The organism is Brassicibacter thermophilus (genome assembly GCF_055378355.1).
Genome location: NZ_AP042446.1, coordinates 1018932 through 1039967, shown reverse-complemented (window position 1 = coordinate 1039967; position 21036 = coordinate 1018932). Strand labels below are relative to the sequence as shown.

Here is a 21036-nt window from a genome sequence, read left to right as displayed (position 1 = left end):
AATTGGCTTTAAAAGGAGGCTGTTTGCATTGCCAGTTAAGAAATCAGTATCTTTTTTTATATCTTTTTTTGCAACATTGGCTTTTTTATCTATTATTTCTTATATAGTAAATCCATTGATGGTTATTTATAGTAATGAAATAATAATTAATGTATTTTACCCTTTAATTTTCACTATAGCATTAATATTTTTTGCTTTTTTTCAGTCATTATTAAGATATTATTTCAATAAAAAGGTATTGAATAACAGTAAAGTATTTTTAATAACGAAATGTGATAAATTCTTATTAAAAGAAAAACTTTGGTTTTACGTGTTTGTAGCATTAATATATTTTGCTCCTGTAATCAGAGCACTTAGTTTATCATATTTAAATTTTTCAAGAATAACACTATTTATTATGTCCATAGGAATTGTTGAATTGCTTCTTCGTATATCTAGTAGAAGTATGAAGATATATTTTTTAGATAAAGGAATCTTGGTAACAGGATTTGATATGAGAATAGAAATACCTATGGGGCAAGGATTATACATTCATAATGATTCAGGTTATTATATATATGAAAATTTTGATGGGTATATCCCCTATGGAGACAAAATAGAACTGTATATGTCTATGGAAAGCGGTAAAATTGTAGTTCCAACGGACAAAGAAAAAATGGCTCAGATAATGTTTATATTGAAAGAGAAGAAAATTAAGATAAGAAAATATATATAAAATTTCAGTACATTTTACCTATGAAAATTAAGCCGTCAGTAATTAAAACACTAAATTTTCAATTACTGACGGCTTACTATGTTCTAGCTTGCATTTATAGATCTATATTATTTAGTATTTCCCTTAATTTCCTTAATTCCTCAGTAGTCAATGTAATTCCTTTCCCCATTTTTTCATGTTCAGGAGCCCAATCTCTTAAATCATATTTTGGTGGTCTTTCGTTCCAACTAATAAGATTAAGTTCCTTTGTCCAACCTTTTGATGATTCTGAAATAGTGCCTATATTTTTAATGATTTCGTATTTAATTTGTGCCATGTTATGTACCTCCTTGTATTAATTATTTTGTTTATATCAATTTACCTCCAAAAGCACTAACTACTTCATCTGAATCTCTTCCTTGAACTCTTTTGCCCATAGCTTGTTCAATTAACTCTAAGATTTTAATCGCTCTATTTATAATAAATTCATCAAACTTATCTTCTCTAATCAATTTAGGATTAATTAAATGACTTTCTAAATATCTATCTAAATCTTCTGATCTTACTTTATAGCGTTCTTCAATAACTGAAATATATTTACTAGGTTTACTACCTCCTAGTATTCTATTAGTTCTATAAGATAGTGGGGCTTTATTTATTATAGAATTCCATTTTTGTTTATTATATTTCATATCAATACAATACTTTCTAGGGAAAATGTGATGTATGTCAATATTATCGCCAAAATAATTAGTTATCTCTATCTCATCACCATTAATAAAATCATTTCCTCCCTTTTTCATCATAAGTGCCATGATACCTTTATATGCAGCACTCAATCTAGTTTGAAGAGTTAATAATCGCATAGGAGAAAAAGTAGCATCTCTAACCGTCGCCGGCTCATCTCCTCCTTCTATCCAATTAATTACACCTAAAATATCCAAAGCATATCTTGTTTCATTAGCTCCTCCATACATTTCTCCTAAAACACCACACCAATACCATTTAATAATCTTCTGTTTTACATAATCATTTTCAAAATCATCGCCTAAAAATGCACAAATAGTAGATAGGGGTATCAATTGAGTTTTATAAGGTAAATCCTTACTAGAAAAAATATGTTCTCTCATTAATAACTTAGCTGACTTAAAATATCCCCTCATTATTTCTTCTACATTCTCTTTGTATTCTTTAAGTGTCAATTTTAGTACATCTTTTCTTTTGCAACTAACTGCAGAACCATTATTAATATAGCTTTTAAATGAAGCAAGAAGTGTAATTGATGTCAAAAAAGCACTTTCATCTATTTCTCTTAAAACATTATATTCATTAAGCAATGCTTTTCTTTTTTCCCAGTCTTGCCTTAATTGAAAATCATCTGCTGCAAAAGTAGCTGTAACAAGCTCAAATACCGTTAATGAAATTCCCCCTGTATTAACATTCTCAAATACTTGACACACTGCTTCTTTTGGTGTTTCCTTTGTCAATCTAATAACTGGCACTTTATATTGCTGGAATACAAGAAAAATATCTTGAGCAAATTTGGATAAAAATATTGAAATTTCTTGTGAATGGTTATAATATTCTCTATATTTATCCATCCAATCATAATATTTTGGTAAATCATATATAATATTAAGAGGAAACATATTATTTTTAAACTCTAATTCAGAAGTACTTAAATCCAGCTCTATCTTTCTACCAAAATTACTTGTTATTTTCTTGTTCTCAGGGACAGAAATTATGGCATCTAATCTGTCTGCCTTAGTATCTAAACATTTTTTCATATCTAAATAATAATATCTTTTTATATTCTCCTTCTTAGCTGTCACTGTAGAAACTGGATCTTTATTCACTAACGTTAAATATAATGAAGTTAAACGTTGTTGACCATCTAATACTAATTCTTTAGGTTCAATATTTAATTGACCCTTAACACCTTCAATAGGTCTTGTTTTAAATCTAACATTATCTCCACCTGTTTCTAAAATCATTAACGCTCCAATAGGATATGATAATGTTATACTTGCTAAAAGACTTCTAATATGATTATCATCCCAAACCCAGCCTCTTTGAAAATCAGGCAATTGAATCTCTCCACTTTGTATTCTTAATAATAAATCTCTCAATGTTGGTTCTTGAGTTTCAAATGTACTAAAAGCACCCATACTATCACCCCTATGTAGTTATTGTTTATCCATGACTACATTACTCCATTTATAATAACTCATTATCATTTTGGTCATCATCTTCTTTTAAACCTAAAAATTTAGTGCAATCCACAGGACATCTTATATATTCACTTTCCTTAAATCCAACTCCATAGCAAGAAAACTCACGTTCTGAACCAATTAATTATTATGATTTAACTAAGCATTCCTCATTTTATCTCCCTATAACAATTTCCATCAGCTTTTCATAACTTCCAACAGCTTCATATTTTACTGTGTCATTACTTATTTTCTTAAAATGTTCTTTTGCACAATGAATTTTTGCTTTTTCAATATCATCTGTACGAAGTTTTAAAGAATCAAGCATTCCTTTTGTTTCTGCAATAAAATAAATATGCCTTACCTTTCCTTCGTTAAATACTATTGCCCAGTCTGGATTGTAATTTCCAACAGGAGTTGGTATAAAAAACCCATTTGGTAATTTAGCATATACACAAACCTCTTTACTAGCATCAAGTGCTTCAGCAAATTCCTTTTCTACATTAGAATCAGTAATTACATAATCATAAATATGCTTCTTTACTTCTATAGCGTCTACTCCTAAAGTACCTCTTAAATTGTTATTGGTAAATATATTTTCATTAAATACCTCATCAATAGGATTATAAGCAATATGTTCAATTATCATGCTAGCTTTTTGTTCATTTATTATCCTTGAAGATTTCAATATAAATTCTTCTGGATTCTTTCTAAACAAATAGAATGTACTTGGTTTTATTGTCTTTAATATTTGTACTATAGTATTTCTTGTAAGATTAGTATCATCAACTAACTTTCCTATCAAGTCATACTTTATAGTAGTTGTAATTTTTGAATAATCTTTATCTGTTTCAGATTCTTTTATCTTAAATGACTCTCCTTTTTCTAATTCTTCTTTAGAAGATATAGACTCTAGCTCTCCAACCTTTATTTGATAAGTTAAATCAGATACTTTTAAATCTTTATCTAATGCAGTAGCACAGTTTTTAATTAGTTCATCAGTATCAAAGTCTACATAATATGTAGTTTTAATATTAATCCTTTTCCATAGCTCTTGAAACTCTTTCTTCTTAAAGTTCTTATTAATCTCTAACACATTGATATTTTGTTTGTTTCCATTTTCTACAAGTGGAGTAGCCACTTCACTATAAATTTTCCCCACTAATTGAATTACCCCTTCTTTAAAGTCCTTAAATTCATCTGGTAATTCTAGATTACCTTTTTCTAAGCCATCATAATATTTATCAGTTAAATTATCATTATCATCTACATAATAATTTCTTATAAATGAGCGATGAAGAGTATTTGCTAAGTTTTTATCTATAAATAACTCTTCTCCTCTAGCATTTTTAATAACATTGTTTATGAAAAACTCTACATTTGCTTTTCTAGGTCTGTCTGATAAAGTCTCAGCAATTTCTGATTGTAGTTTTTTAGCAAAGGATTCATAAGATTCAGAAGCTACTACTGTTAAAACGTTTATATTGTGAACATCTATTCCAGGTGTTTCTGAATCTATTCTGTTTCCATTTTGATCTACACAAAGTCTAAGTCCTCTACCAACTTCTTGTCTTTTTCTAACTGTAGAATCGCTATGCTTTAATGTACAAATTTGAAATACATTAGGGTTATCCCAACCTTCTCTTAACGCAGAATGCGAAAAAATAAACCTAACAGGTTCATTAAAGCTTAATAATCTTTCCTTATTTTTCATTATTAAATCATAAGCTGATTCGTCATCAGATATCTTTTCCTTTCCTTTAACTTTAGGATCTACCATTCTGCCTTTTTTATCTACAGAAAAATATCCATCATGAGTATCTTTAACATTTATACTTTTTAAGTATTTTACATAAGGTTCATCAAATAAAGTTATGTATTCATTAAGTACATTTATATATTCTTCTTCAAATATCTTTCCATACTCACCATTAATTTGATTGCCATCTTCATCATACTGTCTATACTTTGCTACTTCATCTATGAAAAATAAAGACAATACCTTTATGCCTTTATTATATAAAGCCTTCTCCTTTTCAAAATGGGATTTAATTGTCTCTCTTATTTGTATTCTTCGCAAATTTATCTCACTAACATCTCCCTGTACCTCTCCTGCATATAAAGTAACTCCATTAGTGAAACTTATAGAATTTTTATAACCATTGATCTCTGATACTCTATATCCTTTGTATTGTTCCATATAATTTGAATGTGTATATAAATCAAATCCTTCGTCAACATTTCTCACTATTCTTTTTATAGCTGATTTTTGCTTTACTTCGAACTCTATTCTAGCAACTGGTTTATTCTTTTCACTTAAATCTATACCTTCAAAATAAATGTACTCACTTGTCCCAGTAGAGCCTTTTGTTGTTATACCTTTTACCCTGATTTTCTTTACTAGTTTTTTATTATAAGCATCTAATGCATCTAGCCTGTAGATTTTATTGAATTCTTCTTTATGTGTAGCTGAATACCTCAATGTAAATAAAGGTTTAAATAATTTTAAGGCTTCTTTAGTCTTTTTACCTTCCACAGATTGGGGTTCATCAATAATAAGTATAGGATTGGTTTGTGCTATAACATCAATAGGTTTCCTTGTCCCAAAATCATCTAACTCCATGTATATCCTTCTAGCATCTTTTCCTCTAGCATTAAAAGCTTGAGAATTGATTATCATAACATTGATACCTGAGTCAGATGCAAATTGGTCAATTTTATGCAGCTGTTTAGAATTATATATAAAATATCTAACTTTACTTCCATATAAATTCATAAAATGCTCTTCTGTCATTTGAAAGGATTTATACACTCCTTCTCTGATAGCAATAGAAGGTACTACTATAATATATTTACTCCATCCATATGTTTTATATAGCTCATACATAGTCCTTATATATGTATAAGTTTTCCCAGTTCCAGTTTCCATTTCTATGGTCAAATTATATTTTCCTTCTAATTTTTGAGATGGTTTTAATCCATTTCTCAGCTGAACTTGCTTAATGTTTTCAAGTATATCTTCTTCAGCTATTCCTATTGGTTTATTTCTAAAACCTTTCTCAATTAATAAATAAGTTTGACCTTCTAAATCATTTTTTGTTCTTCCTCTATCTAAGTTAAATTTAGATGATTGGTTTACTTGTCCTTTAAAGCAATCTACTACAGACTGAACTGCATCTAATTGAAATTTTTGTTCTTTAAATTTTATTTTCATCTAAATCACCTCTTATAAAACCTTAATGTCTGTACTTGGAGAAATGCTTTTGAATATTTCCTCTAAATTTATTCTATCAGGGCATGATTTAAAGGAACTATCTCTAAATACTACCTTCAAAGGTTTTAATTTAGCTATTTTTTTAATAAAATTCTCATCTACATTTTTGTCAAAACAAGCTATCAAAGAATTTCCTGCTACAAAATGAACTTCCTTTCCATCAACATCTTTTGTTTCAATTGGTAAAGATAATTCTAAGCCTGCTTCAAGGATTACTTGGGTAAGCAAGTCTAATCCATTTCTATCTTCTTTTATATTTGATTCTAACCTTTCTATTAAATCCTGGTCTAACTCATCTGGTAGATAATATACATCTTTCATATTGGATTCATCTACTTTAAAAACTCTAAAGCCATAATCTATATCTGCTCCCGTTTCTTCTTTAATTTTCTTCCCTGCTCTCCTAATACGTTCTTTGCCTATTTCACATATATTTTTATATCCAGCTTTATATGCCTCGGATTTCTTATCTGTAGGTTCTGGAAGCTGAACCATGATATATTTTCTATTACCTCCATCTTCTGCATTAAGCTTCATAACAGCATGGGCAGTAGTAGCTGAACCGGAGAAGAAGTCGAGGATGATGTCATTATGATTACTTACAATTTGTAATATATATGATATTAAATCAGTAGGTTTTATATTTTCAAATACTCTGTATCCTTCAAATAAATCTTGTACGCATCTAGTCCCAGCATTATAAATATTGGCCATTTCTTTCGGAATTAAAGTTGATGGTGCTCCTGTAGCATCCCCTAAATATTTTTTAATATAAATATTCCATCTAGCTTGATTACCTTTTTCATCTACAAGAGGACCATTTGATGTTTGTTTAAATACAACCATATCATCTTTTAATGCTCTTTTAAATGTATTAAAAATAAAACGATAAATATACCCATCTTTTGGGCGTACTTTTTGCCCATCTGGGCATTGTATAATATATTTTTGATTAATGTTAGTTGATGAATTCTTAAAAACAAAATCTTTCTCTCTATATCTACCTCTATAATCCTTTTTATTATATTGTTTTATAGCTTCAGATGATAACGGAGCATCAAATTTATTGACATATTCAATATTTTTAGCATAACACAATAAATATTCATGAGTTTTACTAGCAAATTTAGGCCGTATACCACCAGCAGTTGAACAATTCCAAATAAAACAATTTATCAAATTCCTCTCCCCAAAAACTTCATCGCATATCTTCCTTAGATTATGCACTTCATTATCGTCTATACTTATAAATATTACTCCATCTTCACTTAACAAGTTTCTTGCTAATTTTAGTCTTGGGTACATCATAGTAAGCCAATCGCTGTGGTATCTTCCGTTGTATTCTGTGTTTTGAAATAATCTATTTCCTTCTTCGTCTACTTGTCCAGACTCTTCTGCGTATTCATCCTTATCCTGAGCAAAATTATCCCTATATATAAAATCATTACCAGTATTATATGGAGGGTCTATATATATGCACTTCACTTTATTCAAATAAGATTCTTGAAGCAATTTTAAAACCTCTAAATTATCGCCTTCTATGTACAGATTTTCTGTGTTTTCCCAATTTAGGCTATCTTCCTTTACTGGTCTTAAAGTCTTATTTATAGGAGTATTGGCCGTAATTATTGCTTCTTTTTTCCCTGGCCATGTTAATTGGTATCTTTCTTTACTATCATCAACTATTTTATCACTTAGTTCTTGCTTTAATAATTCAAAATCTATAGTTTTTATTATATTTCCATTTTCGCCTCTTGATTCTGTGATTACATTAGGAAAAAGCTCACCTATTTTTTCTATGTTCTCATTAGTTAAATCCTTTGATTTCATTTTCAACTTGTCCATATTCTAACCTCCTTAATTTTCCATGAGTTTAGCTAATTCTTTTTTCTTCTTTTGAAGTTTTATATTTAACTCTACTTTTTTATTAAATTGCTTTTCTCTTTTAATTTTCCCTTCTAGTTTTAATATCTCCTTTTTTAACTTTTTTTGTATTTCATTTAATTCTATTAAATCTTCTATATTATCATCATTATCATCTGATGAACTTTTACTAGGTATTAATTGCTTCAATATATTTTCGTACACATATTTTAAGTTTAAACCTTCTAATATATTTAATTTTACATCATCTTCATTTTTCCATTCTGATTGATAATATGAGTGAACGACCATTTTATTTTCATCGGTTTTATTTCTCTCTTTATACGCTATGGCAAATTTTACATCATTTTTATATTTTAAAATATACAGTATAGGGTAAGGAATTACTCTGTCAATATTTTTCAGTATCTCCATAGAAATATCTCTTACTTTTAATCTTACTTCAAATATTTGAATCTCTTCTACTTCTTTGGTTGGATCTAAGTTTATTGTATCCTTAGATAGTTTATATTTCCATAAAACTTTATCTATTTCTTCTTTAAATTTATTTTTTAGCTTTGAATTAGCACCTATCTTTTCATAAAATTTATTTTTAGGTATCCGTTTATCATATAAAGCCCTACTTGGAATATTAAGCATATCCCCACCTACCTAATTACTACAAAAGAAATTAGTTCAAAATCATCTAAGCCTTTTATAGATTTTGACAATGCAGTAGTACCTCCTGCACTAAATAAGCTGTCTATGTCTGATTCTATATTTACATCAATTATAGCCCTTATAGAATCTTCTAATAATCTAGAATATTTGTCCATTTTTCTGCCATCTTTTGTTTCTTTATTAAATTCTCTATATACTTCTTTGATAGGCTTATCTTTTCCTTTACATCCTGCTCTCAGTATATCTAAAATCTTTTTTACTTTTAAATGGTTGACAATTACTTCTCCAGCATAATTCATATATACTAAATAAAATGGATATAATACATTTTGCTTGTTAATATCAATATCATTATTTATGTTCTTGAGAATAAATACAACACCTGGGTATATTCCTTTTTCTACATCTGATTTAATAACTGTGTGCATACCAAAAGGAACATTGTCTAAATCTCCATTTTCCTTTACATAATTAACTAAATCCATTCTAAAATCATTAAGCCCTAAGTCTGTAATAGATACTCCTGTATTGATATCTTCAAAATCTAGCACCTCTTCTTGTAGCTTTTTTAATTGTTCCTTTCTATATTCTAAATCTGTAGATTTGTTTGATAGAACATCGTCATCTCCTGTAGTTGTTAAATTAACTATTACCATTCTATTCTCTACTCTTTCTCTTAAATTAATATACTCATCTAATGTCATATTAGGCCAAAAATTAACTAATTGTATAATATCGTTCTTAGACCCAATCCTATCAATTCTACCAAATCTTTGAGTTATCCTCACAGGATTCCAGTGAATGTCATAATTAATTAAAAAATCACAGTCTTGAAGATTTTGTCCTTCTGAAATACAATCTGTCGCTATCAAAATATCAATTTCTCCTTTGATATCAGGCATAGTTAAATCTTTCTCCTTAGATATAGGAGAAAAGCAAGTTAGTATTGTATGTAGATCATTCTTTATTTTCATAGTGTTTTTATTTGCATCGCTTCCTACTACTTTTGCAGAATGAAGATTAAATTCATCCATCGCATATTGAGAAATTTCATTATATAGATAATCTGCTGTATCAGAAAAAGCAGTAAATATAATTATTTTTTTATTATCTCCATTTATAGGATGGGTTACTTTTTCTTTTATTATATTTTTCAATGTAAACAGCTTTTGGTCATACTCAGGAGTTACCTTATTCATTTCGCTAAGTAAATAGCGTATTATATCTCTGTCATCAGATAATTCTTCACGCCATGAAGTTCTATCTATATCTGATAAATTAATTTTAACTTTATTTCCTATACTGAATTCCTCATCTAACCAATCATCTTCATCCAGATTAATATTATTTATTTCTTGATAAGATGCAAACTGATTAGAAACATAAGTATCAAATCTATCTATTTCATCTATAGTTTTATCAATTTTATTTAACATTTTAGATAAAGTAACTCTAAAAGCATCAACAGAACTTTCTAATCTTTTTAATAAGTTTATTCTCATTAATGTTTGTAGACTTCGTTCCCTATCTGATTGCTTCAAACTACCTAATCCACCCTTTACAACAGTATCATAAATGCTTTCATAATAGGTTATTTTGCTAGGTAAGATATAATTAAAAGGTGCATATAATGCTAATTTTAATTTTGATAGCTCCTTAAATATACCATTATAACTAATCACATCTATACGTTCAGTTAAATTACAAAAGTAAGATTTAGGTTTTAACCTCTTAGGAAATTTCCCTATTTCTTCTATATCGTAATATTTCTGAATATGCTTTCTAGAACGTGCTATAGTTAAACTATCCAGAAGTTCAAAAAAATCAAAGTTAAGCATTCCTAATAGTTTTTCTGTAGTTCGGTCATTATTAGGCATCCTTGACCAGTTATTAAAAACTGCTTGTGACCTTTTAAATATATCGTCAATTACTAGTAAATCATAATTAGACCAGTTAATCCTTTCAAGATTATTGCCATTACTATATCCTCCATCACGAGACAAATCTGTATGGTAAAGAACATCATAGTTAAATCTGTCTTTTACTAGAATATTGTTTGAATAGTTTTTGGTATAGGTGTTCCAGTTTTCTGATAACTTTTTTGGGCATAAAACCAATACATTTTTATTTCTTAGCTCATAGTATTTAATAACACCAAGTGCAGTAAAAGTTTTACCTAATCCCACACTATCTGCTAATATACATCCATTGTATTTTTGTAGCTTGTTTATTATCCCTATTACTGCGTCTTTTTGAAAGCTATATAATCTCTTCCAAATTTCAGTTTCTTTAAATCCAGTATCTTCATTAGGTAGCAAATCTTCATTTATATCTTCTAAAAATTCATTGAAAATATTATATAATATAACAAAATATATAAATTCTGGTGGGTTTTCTTTATAAACTGTAGAAATGTATTCTGCTACTTCTGATGTTATATCTTCCATTTTGTCATCATCATTCCATACCTGTTCAAATAGGTCAAAATATTTCTTTGTAAATGAGTATTCATCAAATTTGTTTACCATATTTGATAAATTATTTCCTCTTTCAAAACCAAGGTCTACTGTTGTAAACCCTTGTATAGGCATATATGTTATTTTTTCTTCGCTACTATTGATGTTCATAAAACCTTGAAAAAAAGCATTAGTTTTATTTGACTTAAAGGTAACTTTTTTATTTATCCAATTACTACATTCCTTTGCTATAGCCTTCTGAGTGAGCTCATTTTTCAGTCTTATCTCAAATTCTGTCCCATAAAGACTTCTTTCTCTATTGAGCTTAGGTATGTAAAATTCTCTTTTCTCTTTTTCTATTTTATCTTTTATGAAAGTGGGAGAATTAAAAATAAATCTTAATTCGTCTATCTGCTCTAACTCTTTTTTTAAAGATTCATAAGCATACATTGAAAAACAAGAAGCTGCTATCGATACTTTAGAACCTCTTTTAAGTGTGGACTTTAAGTCATCTCCCAACAGTTTTTGAACATTGTCGATTATCTCCAATATATGCACACCCCTTTTTATTAACAAAAAATATCATAATATTTATTTCTACAATTATTTACATTTCCCTTCAAATTAAAACTTGTGTTTTTAAATACAAAACTTCATTTTAAAATAAAAGATCATAGGGGAAAGAGTTATTAAGAAGTTATTAATAAAAAAATATATGTTATATTGTAGCAGCAAAATTAATGAGTTAAACTTGTTCATCTAAAATTCACTCAAATACATTTTGTTATTATTTATAATATAATTTAAATCATGCTTCCAAATTCTTAATGCTCGTGAATATCTTTTTAAACCATTTTTCTGATTTGACCTGTCGTTTATCAAATATTCAATATGTCTTGCTACCCTTGTTAGTCCAAATAACATAACGGCATAGTCGAGAATTTTAAGACGTTCTTTATTAGTCAGTTTTTCATCACTAACATTGTATCCTAAAATATGTAAAAATGATTCTTTGTTTAATTGTTCATATTTTGAATTACACAAATAATAAAATCTTTCAACTGATATTTATTCTTTAGGTTTAAAAAATCTTATTCTTGCTCCAATAATATATTTATTGTCTTTATATTCTGAATTAGTAATATAATACTGATTACATTTTTTACAATGCAATACATTATAATTAAAATAAGAATTATAATTAGTTTTATTTCTAATTGAAATAGCTTGTCTTACTAAATCGTTACCACAAAAACACTTTTTTTGGCACTCAAAAATTATATATATATTATTTATCACTTTATGTGCTGCAGGTTTGCATATATCTTTAGTAGTATTTCCTGTAAAATATTTCGATACAGGTCTAACGATATTATTTATATAAGCACTTTTAAATTTATTAAAATCTCTAACGTCGATCACTTGCCCCATATGTTCTTTCTTTACCTCTTTATAATTTTTTACATCCATAAAATATTCTTCACAATTAGAACAATATAATGTATTTGCATCTATATATCCTAATAAATTTTCTGTGCAAGGTTTAGATATATAATATGGCAAGGATACTTTCATATTTTTAAATTTAGTTCTGCATATTGGACATTTATCAAAATATTTATCTAATAATAATACTTTCTGTATTTTTCTTATTGTCTCTACATTATTTTTTAATTCACTTACTTGTAACTTGTTTTTATTTAATAATATTGGTTTTCCTTTTTTGTCTACAATGAATTTATTAGATGAGTAAATTTCATAATTTTAAAACGTTGATTTTACTAATTTCTACAATAACAAAAAAGGATTTCACCCCATTAATATCGAATATGTTAAGTGATACCAAAACAAAAAACGATGGGGGTGAAATCACTTAACATGTATATTTGACAAACATCTCTTTTTTCCTTTGAAGAAATTATTAAATTTCAGCAACAATCTAGATTAGAATTAATTTTATCTAATATTGATGTCTCTAAACTTGCTAACGAACTCAGAAAAACTTCTAATTCCAAGGGTCCTAAAGGTTATGAGCCTGAGGTTTTAATTTATTCATTAATCGCAATGCAGGTTGAAAAAATTGATACTATTAAGGATTTAGTTGTCAAGCTTAAAGAAAATCCTGTACTTCGATATTGCTGTGGTTTTGATGTACTTGGTAAGGTGCCATCTGAATCCACTTTTAGTAGATTTCTTGAAAAACTATCAAACTCAGAATCTCTTGAACAGATTTTTCATGACTTAGTTATTAAAACTAAAGAACTTGATATCATTGACGGAGAGCATATCTCCATAGATTCAACTAAATTGGATTCTTTTGAAGCTGCTAAGCCAAAGAAAAACATTGTTCATGACGGTACTAATCCTAACTGGGGAATGAAAAAAGATACCAATTGCAACAACATACGATGGTTTGGTTGGAAACTCCATATTCTTTGTGATTCCAAAAGTGAGTTGCCACTAGATCTGCTAATCTCCCCAGCTAGCAATTATGATGGTACCATGGCTTTGCCTTTGATAAAGCAATTCTTTGAAAACTATAAAGATACCTTTAAACCTAAATATTATGCTATGGATTCTGCCTATGATCTTGATTATGTCTACAAGGCCATAATCAACGAATATCAAGGCATTCCAATAATAGCTTACAATCCAAGGGGTAGCTATGCTCCACCTGAAGGATTAGATGAAGATTTTAATCCTATTTGTTCAGGAGGTTACAAGTTAGTTTACTGGGGCAAAGATGGAAATTATTTAAAATTTAGATGCCCTCATGCCCTAGGACGGTGTGATTGTCCACACGGGATGAACTGGTGCTCAAGCTCTAATTACGGCTATACCCTTAAAGTAAACTATAAAGAAAATCCAAGGTATTATGGTTATCCTTTACGATACACAGATGCTTGGAAAAAGCAATATGATAAAAGAACCTCCGTAGAAAGGTGTTTTAGTAGATTAAAATGCTACCTAAACCTCGATAATGTAAGGTCTAAAGGTATTAAAAAAGTCAAGGTCCACGCAATATTAAATTGCATAGCACTAATATCAGGTACCATAGCAATAAACACAATGAAATCTTTAAGTAAAGTATCTTAACAAACTATATAAATATACTAAGAATTGAGGATTTTACTGTCGAAAATATTAATAATAATTTCAAAATCTCATTTATTAATGAGTTAATGCTTTATACTCTTTTTTAACCTTGATTAAAAAAGTTAATTATGCAATTTCCTCAATTATATATGGGTAAAAATAATATTTTAAATTATAAAATGAGGAAATTGCATAATTTTAAATTGTTGATTTTTCTAAATTTCACTGAACGCAAAAAGGAGTTTCACCCCTAAATGTCGAATATATTAAGTAAGCAAACTCTATACCCGAAGGGAGTGAAACTTCTTAAATGTATATTCGACAAATGTGCTTAATTTCCTTTGAGGAAATTATGGAATTTCAACAAAAAACTAAATTAGAGATGATTTTATCTCAAATTGACGTTTCTAATTTAGCTTGTAAACTAAGAAAATCTCATAATTCTAAAGGCCCGAAGGGCTATGAACCTGAAACTTTAATTTATGCTTTGATTGCTATGCAAGTTGAAAAAATTCAAACTATAAAAGATTTAGTTCTTAATCTTAAGCAAAATCCTGTTTTAAGATATTGTTGTGGTTTTGGTGTCCTTGGCAAAGTACCATCTGAATCAACTTTTAGCAGATTCTTAGATAAATTAACTCAAACAGATGAACTTGAGCAATTGTTCCATTCTTTAGTTGTTAAAGCAAAAGAACTTAATATAATTGATGGAGAACATATCTCTATTGATTCAACAAAATTTAGTTCTTATGAAGCTGCTAAACCTAAAAAATATATCGTAGATGATGACTACAACCCTAACTGGGGGATTAAAAAGGATACTAATGGTAACACTGTAAAGTGGTTTGGTTGGAAACTTCATATATTATGTGATTCTAAAAGCGAACTGCCATTAGATATTTTAGTAACCCCAGCAAATACTTATGATGGCACTGTAGCTATACCTTTAATAAAGCAATTTTTTAATAATTATAAAGATATTTTTAAGCCTAAATATTATGCTATGGATTCTGGGTATGACTTTGAGTATGTTTATAAAGATATAATAAACGAATTTAATGGTATTCCAATAATAGCTTACAATCCTAGACGAAGCTATGCCCCACCTGCTGGATTAGATGAAGATTTTAATCCTATCTGCTCCGCAGGATATAAATTAGTATATTGGGGCAAAGATGGAAAATATCTTAAATTCCGTTGCCCTCACGCTTTAGGTAAGTGTAATTGTCCTTATGGAATGAATTGGTGTTCTTCTTCTACCTACGGATATACTTTTAAAGTCAATTATAAAGAAAACCCAAGGCATTATGGATATCCTTTAAGGCCTTCTACTAGTTGGAAAAAGTTATATGATAAAAGGACATCAGTTGAAAGATGTAATAGTAGACTTAAAGAATATCTAAATTTAGATAACATAAGGTCTAAAGGTATTAAAAAAGCCAAGGTTCACTCATTATTAAATTGCATAGCACTTATAGCTGGAACAATATCATTAAATTCAAGTAAAGTTGTTAATAAAGCTGCCTAACGGCATAAAATTACCTTTATTTAGGAGGTTCTTTGCATTATTCTAAAATAAATATCAAATTTAAAATCTCATTTTCAATGAGCTATCGCTCTATGCTCTTTTTTTCTACTGTGAAAAAGATGAATTATGCAATTTCCTCAGATAAATATTTTTCTATTACTTGAATTATTTCTTGTTGTTCTACTTTTATATTATAGTGTTTTCTTAAATACTTTTTTAAAGTATTTATTTTAATTCTTATCTTTTTATTTGTTTTTGCGGAAATACAAGGATGTTTTAGAATAGCATCAACAATTTGATTTTCCATTAAGCTTATCATAAAATACCCTCCTATTTATGCTTAAACTTCAGAATTTTACAAATAGATGCATTAGGTTTTGATAAGTATGTATCTTTTATTACTTCTAATTTAATCTCCTTATACTTTATTTCCTTTATTTTACAAACTATATCACTTAAATAATTGTTGAAATCTTTGTTGTCAAATCCTAGACTTACTTCAAAGTATTCTATACAAAATTCTAAAAATGCTAACTCATTAATATATTCTTCTTTTTCGTCTAAAGCTAAATTTAATTTTAATTTTAATTCATTTACTTTATTTTCAATTTCCTTGTACTTTTCTTGTGCTTTTTTTCAAGATTTAAAATAAATATATTATCCACTTGCAAAAGCCTCCTTTCCTAAAAAATAATATTCAGTATAAAAAATTTAGTAAGGTATGAAATTAATTATTATCGGAAACTAAAAGTATTAAAATATTTGAAATTCTATGAATAGTATCTCAAACAAAGATTTGACATCATAAATAAGTTTAATTAGAATAAAAACCCTTTATTAAACCTTTCTATTATTATATAGGCCAAAAAATCTAAATAGGTGGGTTATATTACAAAAATTTAATAATTTAATCATTTTATACAATCAGTTATTCAAAAATTCTACAATTATTTACATTTCCCTTCTTTTACCTATAAATAATAAATATCCCCATCAGTAGTAAACCTTAACTACCGACAGGGATTTGCATAAAAGGCATATAAAATCATCTGCCTCTTAATCATTAATTATAATACCTCTTATTTTTCCTTCGTTATTTAATACCATTCCTACATCTTCTCCACATTTTAAATCTTTAAAATCAAGGTTCATCTTCTTGTCATTTCTTTGGAAAATAATCACTAAATCATTATCAGCTTCTAACAATGGGGTTACTTCTATACTATTGTCATCAAAATGCTGTTCAATTTGAATCATTTTCTTTTCATAATCAATTTGTTTAATTAGTCCATAAACAAATATTTCTCCATTCAAATAATCACATTCTGGAAAATCGATATAGTTATTTATGATTGCAGTATTATTCTCTTGATCCCAAATCACTGCTCCACCCATAGCTTCGCATACAGACCTAACTGGAGCATAGGTTTTATCTCTATATATAAAAACATCATCTTCATTTAATTTGTAATCATTAATTTCTACTGCTGCATGTCCAAACAATACCTTAATCTCTTTCCAATAACCTTCTGATAATACAATGCTAGATGTAAAACAGAAAATAAGTATGATTAAAATAAAACAAGTTTTCTTTTTCACTTAATGTATACCCCCCTGTAACATACTAGTTTTTTCATTTTGATTATAACCACTATTTGAAGTTTTATACATTAAGTGAGGTTTTTGCCTAGTGTTTTTTACAGTTGAGAAAATTCATAATTATTACAGAGTCAAAATTTTTTAAGTTATAAATTTTCTAGCTCCGGTTTTTGTGTTAGTTTCTGTATAAATTTATCTAAATCATAATCATCACCTAAAAACAAAACTGATTTTGTGCTTTCATCTTGAATTTCAGCTTTAATTATGGTGCTAAAATCTAAATCTCTTTTTTCATTTTTTATCTTTAATAAATTATCTTCTAACTCTTTAGCTCTTCTTAAAAATTCTTTTATATCCTTTCTTGTCACAATCTGATATTTTTTCTTATATATTATTTTATGATTTGATATATAAAAAATCTTAAATCCATTTTCTATCTTTTCACCAATTAAAATTTTCTTAGATTTTAAATCATTAAATTGATTTTCTAATCTTTTATATATGTATCTCATATAATTATACATATCTCTGTAAAATGAAGCCGTCTCAAATTTAAACTGTGAAGATGCTAGGTTCATCTTTTTTTCAATTTGAGATATAAATTCTAACATACATTCTTTTTTAGTAAATATTTCAATTAAGCAATCCCTATTCTGTTTAAACATATCCATGTTCATAGACTTAGGTAATATATTGTATGTAAATTTATATGAACTCTCGCATTTTGATATGGGAAAGATGTTTTCAAAGGATTTGATTATTTCAATTAACTTACCTTTACTTCTATATGGTCCAAAACTATTTTCATCTTCTCTTTCATCAACTACTATTAATGGTTTGTTTTTATATTTATTCTCCACCTTTAAATACTTATATTTTCTATCATTCTTAAATTGAGAATTGTATATTGGTTGCAATTTTTTTATAAGAACACATTCTAATATCTGTGCTTCTAAATGTGTGTCTGTAACAATGTAATCTATATCATTAATATTAAACACCATTCTTTCTATTTTGTTAAATTCATGGTGTCCGTAAAAATATGATTTTACTCTAGTATTAAGTGTTTTACTCTTACCAATATATATAATATTTCCATCCTTATCTTTCATTTTATATATTCCTGGTTTTGAGGGTATGGATTTAACTTTATCTACTAAATGCTTAGGAATCATCTATATTAAGCCACCTTTTCTATTGTCAAACTCATTTTTGATAAAATAAATAATTTCTTTTTTAAAAGATTTATCCATTATTAGAGGATATAACTCTTCTTTTACTATATCATCTTCTATTTTTTGACTATGTCAGGTAAACTATTTATTGCATTTTAATTCACGAAATAATAATAACACTAAACATGGAATGCCCTAAAACAGCTTTCTCGGTATTCTAGGTGTCTGACTCCATCTAATTTGATACCTTAGTTGCTCAATTTTAATAGCAATTCATATGATTTTTGTTCGGTAATAAATAATTGAATTCCTTTTAAATTAATAAAGTCTTTTATATCGGTATTTAATTCTTTATCTAGTTTATACATATCTTGAGTATAAGGGTTTATTTGTTTAATTATATTAAATTCTCTTAATGTTGAGTATTTATGTGTTGCTCTTAATATTATAAAATTAATGTTATCAAGATTTTCTTTTTTTCTTCATATATATGTCAAACATCAATAATAACTTTTTATCGTCTATTAAAAGTTCATATTGATTAACCACCCATTTCCTCAATCATATATATTTTTATAAATACCTTAAATAGTTTTTAATAGTTCACCATTATTTATTTTTCATGATTTTTGTTAAATTTACCAATTGTAATACTATCAAGATAATTGTCTAATATATTTTTAAAATACTCTGTTAACATTGACTCACCTTCCTCAAGATTGTCTTCACGCACTAATATATTTCAACAATTATTTACATTTCCCTTCTTATTCCTATAAATAAAAATATCCCCATTAGTAGTTAAGTATATAAACTTCAACTACTAATGAGGAGTATATCAAAACACTTCAATCAAAACATCTTTGTTTTATTTTGCTAGTTCATATAATGCTCTTGCGTAAATTTTGGTCATTTTTATTAAGTTGTCTATAGATATATACTCGTCTTTTTGATGAGCAAGCTCTTCTTCTCCTGGAAACAGTGCACCAAAAGCTACTGCATTATCCATGGCTCTTGCATATGTTCCACCACCTATAGTTATTGGTTCACTTTCTACATCTCCAGTTACTTCTCTATATACCTTCATTAGCTTTTCTACTAGTGGGTGGTCTTTAGGTAGATATATTGGATTTTGATTACTTAATCTTTCTAGTTTTATATTAGTACCATTAAGTTCTTTACTAATTCCTTCACACACATCTTCCCACTTAGTTTTAATTGGGTACCTTATGTTTACTATTATCTTTATATTGTCTTGATCTCCTTCTATCATTCCAACATTAAATGTAAGTTTTCCAGATACATCATCAGAAAATTCACATCCTATCGACTGCCCATTAACTTCAAATCCTATCTTTTTATTATAAAAGTCAATAAATTCCCAAATACCCTCATCATATGTATTAATCTCTTGCAAAAATCCCATCAATTGAGAAATAGCATTTTTACCAGCTTGTGGAGTGCTTCCATGAGCAGATATTCCTTTCGATTTTACAACAAATTCTCCATCTTTGCCTTCTAATGTTATATTATACCCTGTTTTTGCAACATACTTATTAAATTTATCTACAACATAGTCTTTTTTATTATCTTCAACTATAATTACTGCGTCACAGAAATCAGGTACCATATTTGGTCGATTTCCGCCATTGATACTTTTGATTATTATTCCTTCATCACTTTTTTTATCAATCTTCATATTAAAAGCTATGTTACCTATTCCTTTCTCGCCATGGATAACTGGAAAATCCGCATCTGGAGTAAAAGCAAGATTAGGAGCTTTTTCCTTTTGCAAATAGTATTTTATTCCTCCCCATCCACTTTCCTCATTTGTTCCAAGAATAAGTCTTATCTTACTCTTGATTGGAAATCCTGATTCTTTAATTGCCTTCATGGCATAAAGAACTGCTATTGCAGGGCCTTTATCGTCTATTGTTCCTCTACCATATATCTTATCATCATGTATTTCTGCTGCATAAGGTGGATAAGTCCATCCACTTCCTTCAGGAACAACATCAAGATGTGCCAGCACGCCTACAACATTTTCTCCTTCACCTAAATCTATCTGTCCAGCATACCCGTCATAGTTTTTCGAAACAAATCCTAGCTTTGTTCCCATGTTTAATGCACACTCGAGAGCTTCATTTACTCCCTCGCCAAATGGCTTACCTGGTTTAGCTTCATCTTCTACACTTTTTATTTTTATAATTTCTTGAGTTGATTTTATTATGTCATCCTTATAGCTATCAACAAGCCTCTCTAATTTCTGTACATCCATAACCATAACCTCCTTTTAAAAATTTCCCTATAATATGCGTAGAGTTATTTTGTTATTAACACATTTATTAAAGTATTACTTTAACCTTTATAAAACTGTAAAAATGAACATTTGATACTTAAAGTTAAACATTAACTTTAAGTATCAAAATAATCTTCTGTCTTTTATTATATTCTATCACA

General features: G+C 28.0%; 15 protein-coding genes. 3 read left to right on the top strand and 12 right to left on the bottom strand.

Annotated features, from left to right (window positions below; all coding sequences use genetic code 11):
* Nucleotides 1-28 precede the first annotated feature (28 nt).
* Entirely contained in the window at nt 29-715 is a 687-nt protein-coding gene (locus ACZ41D_RS04925) for a hypothetical protein (RefSeq protein ID WP_464152814.1), read from the top strand.
* 94 nt (nt 716-809) lie between these two features.
* On the opposite strand, the gene ACZ41D_RS04920 is transcribed toward ACZ41D_RS04925, so the two are convergent.
* The 8 genes from ACZ41D_RS04920 to ACZ41D_RS04885 all read right to left on the bottom strand — a co-directional run bounded on the left by ACZ41D_RS04920 (nt 810) and on the right by ACZ41D_RS04885 (nt 12753).
* On the bottom strand, nt 810-1031 hold the full coding sequence (locus ACZ41D_RS04920; protein WP_464152813.1) for a YdbC family protein: 222 nt from the start codon (nt 1029-1031) through the stop codon (nt 810-812).
* A 31-nt stretch (nt 1032-1062) separates the two neighbouring features.
* A complete protein-coding gene (locus ACZ41D_RS04915) occupies nt 1063-2862 on the bottom strand; it encodes a GmrSD restriction endonuclease domain-containing protein (protein ID WP_464152812.1) in 1800 nt (599 codons plus the stop codon).
* A 217-nt stretch (nt 2863-3079) separates the two neighbouring features.
* Nucleotides 3080-6118, bottom strand: a complete 3039-nt coding sequence (locus ACZ41D_RS04910; RefSeq protein WP_464152811.1) for a type III restriction-modification system endonuclease — start codon at nt 6116-6118, stop codon at nt 3080-3082.
* 12 nt (nt 6119-6130) lie between these two features.
* A complete protein-coding gene (locus tag ACZ41D_RS04905; RefSeq protein ID WP_464152810.1) occupies nt 6131-8023 on the bottom strand; it encodes a site-specific DNA-methyltransferase in 1893 nt (630 codons plus the stop codon).
* Nucleotides 8024-8035: 12 nt separating this feature from the next.
* A complete protein-coding gene (locus ACZ41D_RS04900) occupies nt 8036-8701 on the bottom strand; it encodes a DUF4391 domain-containing protein (RefSeq protein WP_464152809.1) in 666 nt (221 codons plus the stop codon).
* Nucleotides 8702-8709: 8 nt separating this feature from the next.
* Nucleotides 8710-11736: a helicase-related protein gene (locus ACZ41D_RS04895; RefSeq protein WP_464153116.1), complete on the bottom strand. Its 3027-nt coding sequence runs from the start codon at nt 11734-11736 to the stop codon at nt 8710-8712.
* Between the two features lie 201 nt (nt 11737-11937).
* On the bottom strand, nt 11938-12222 hold the full coding sequence (locus ACZ41D_RS04890; RefSeq protein WP_464152808.1) for a hypothetical protein: 285 nt from the start codon (nt 12220-12222) through the stop codon (nt 11938-11940).
* 24 nt (nt 12223-12246) lie between these two features.
* Complete coding sequence (locus tag ACZ41D_RS04885) at nt 12247-12753, bottom strand: hypothetical protein (RefSeq protein WP_464152807.1); 507 nt, start codon at nt 12751-12753, stop codon at nt 12247-12249.
* A 342-nt stretch (nt 12754-13095) separates the two neighbouring features.
* Here ACZ41D_RS04885 and ACZ41D_RS04880 point away from each other — a divergent pair, with 342 nt between their 5' ends.
* Complete coding sequence (locus ACZ41D_RS04880; RefSeq protein WP_464153115.1) at nt 13096-14274, top strand: transposase; 1179 nt, start codon at nt 13096-13098, stop codon at nt 14272-14274.
* Nucleotides 14275-14599: 325 nt separating this feature from the next.
* Complete coding sequence (locus ACZ41D_RS04875) at nt 14600-15802, top strand: transposase (RefSeq protein WP_464152806.1); 1203 nt, start codon at nt 14600-14602, stop codon at nt 15800-15802.
* 124 nt (nt 15803-15926) lie between these two features.
* On the opposite strand, the gene ACZ41D_RS04870 is transcribed toward ACZ41D_RS04875, so the two are convergent.
* From ACZ41D_RS04870 to pepV, 4 genes are all read right to left on the bottom strand, one after another.
* The gene (locus tag ACZ41D_RS04870) at nt 15927-16121 is read right to left on the bottom strand and encodes a hypothetical protein (protein WP_464152805.1); all 195 of its coding nucleotides are present in this window, start codon (nt 16119-16121) and stop codon (nt 15927-15929) included.
* A 737-nt stretch (nt 16122-16858) separates the two neighbouring features.
* Complete coding sequence (locus tag ACZ41D_RS04865; RefSeq protein WP_464152804.1) at nt 16859-17401, bottom strand: stalk domain-containing protein; 543 nt, start codon at nt 17399-17401, stop codon at nt 16859-16861.
* 146 nt (nt 17402-17547) lie between these two features.
* The gene (locus ACZ41D_RS04860; protein WP_464152803.1) at nt 17548-18576 is read right to left on the bottom strand and encodes a GIY-YIG nuclease family protein; all 1029 of its coding nucleotides are present in this window, start codon (nt 18574-18576) and stop codon (nt 17548-17550) included.
* Between the two features lie 868 nt (nt 18577-19444).
* Nucleotides 19445-20854 carry a dipeptidase PepV gene (gene pepV / locus ACZ41D_RS04855; RefSeq protein ID WP_464152802.1) on the bottom strand — a complete coding sequence of 470 codons (1410 nt, stop codon included), beginning with the start codon at nt 20852-20854 and terminating at the stop codon, nt 19445-19447.
* Between the last annotated feature and the right edge of the window lie 182 nt (nt 20855-21036).

Excerpts from the sequence above, each read along its gene's own strand:
- ACZ41D_RS04920 (WP_464152813.1), bottom strand. The coding sequence starts at position 1,031 with ATGGCACAAATTAAATACGAAATCATTAAAAATATAGGCACTATTTCA.
- ACZ41D_RS04915 (WP_464152812.1), bottom strand. The coding sequence starts at position 2,862 with ATGGGTGCTTTTAGTACATTTGAAACTCAAGAACCAACATTGAGAGAT.
- ACZ41D_RS04910 (WP_464152811.1), bottom strand. The coding sequence starts at position 6,118 with ATGAAAATAAAATTTAAAGAACAAAAATTTCAATTAGATGCAGTTCAG.
- ACZ41D_RS04905 (WP_464152810.1), bottom strand. The coding sequence starts at position 8,023 with ATGGACAAGTTGAAAATGAAATCAAAGGATTTAACTAATGAGAACATA.
- ACZ41D_RS04900 (WP_464152809.1), bottom strand. The coding sequence starts at position 8,701 with ATGCTTAATATTCCAAGTAGGGCTTTATATGATAAACGGATACCTAAA.
- ACZ41D_RS04885 (WP_464152807.1), bottom strand. The coding sequence starts at position 12,753 with ATGAAAGTATCCTTGCCATATTATATATCTAAACCTTGCACAGAAAAT.
- ACZ41D_RS04875 (WP_464152806.1), top strand. The coding sequence starts at position 14,600 with ATGTGCTTAATTTCCTTTGAGGAAATTATGGAATTTCAACAAAAAACT.
- ACZ41D_RS04870 (WP_464152805.1), bottom strand. The coding sequence starts at position 16,121 with ATGATAAGCTTAATGGAAAATCAAATTGTTGATGCTATTCTAAAACAT.
- ACZ41D_RS04860 (WP_464152803.1), bottom strand. The coding sequence starts at position 18,576 with ATGATTCCTAAGCATTTAGTAGATAAAGTTAAATCCATACCCTCAAAA.
- pepV (WP_464152802.1), bottom strand. The coding sequence starts at position 20,854 with ATGGATGTACAGAAATTAGAGAGGCTTGTTGATAGCTATAAGGATGAC.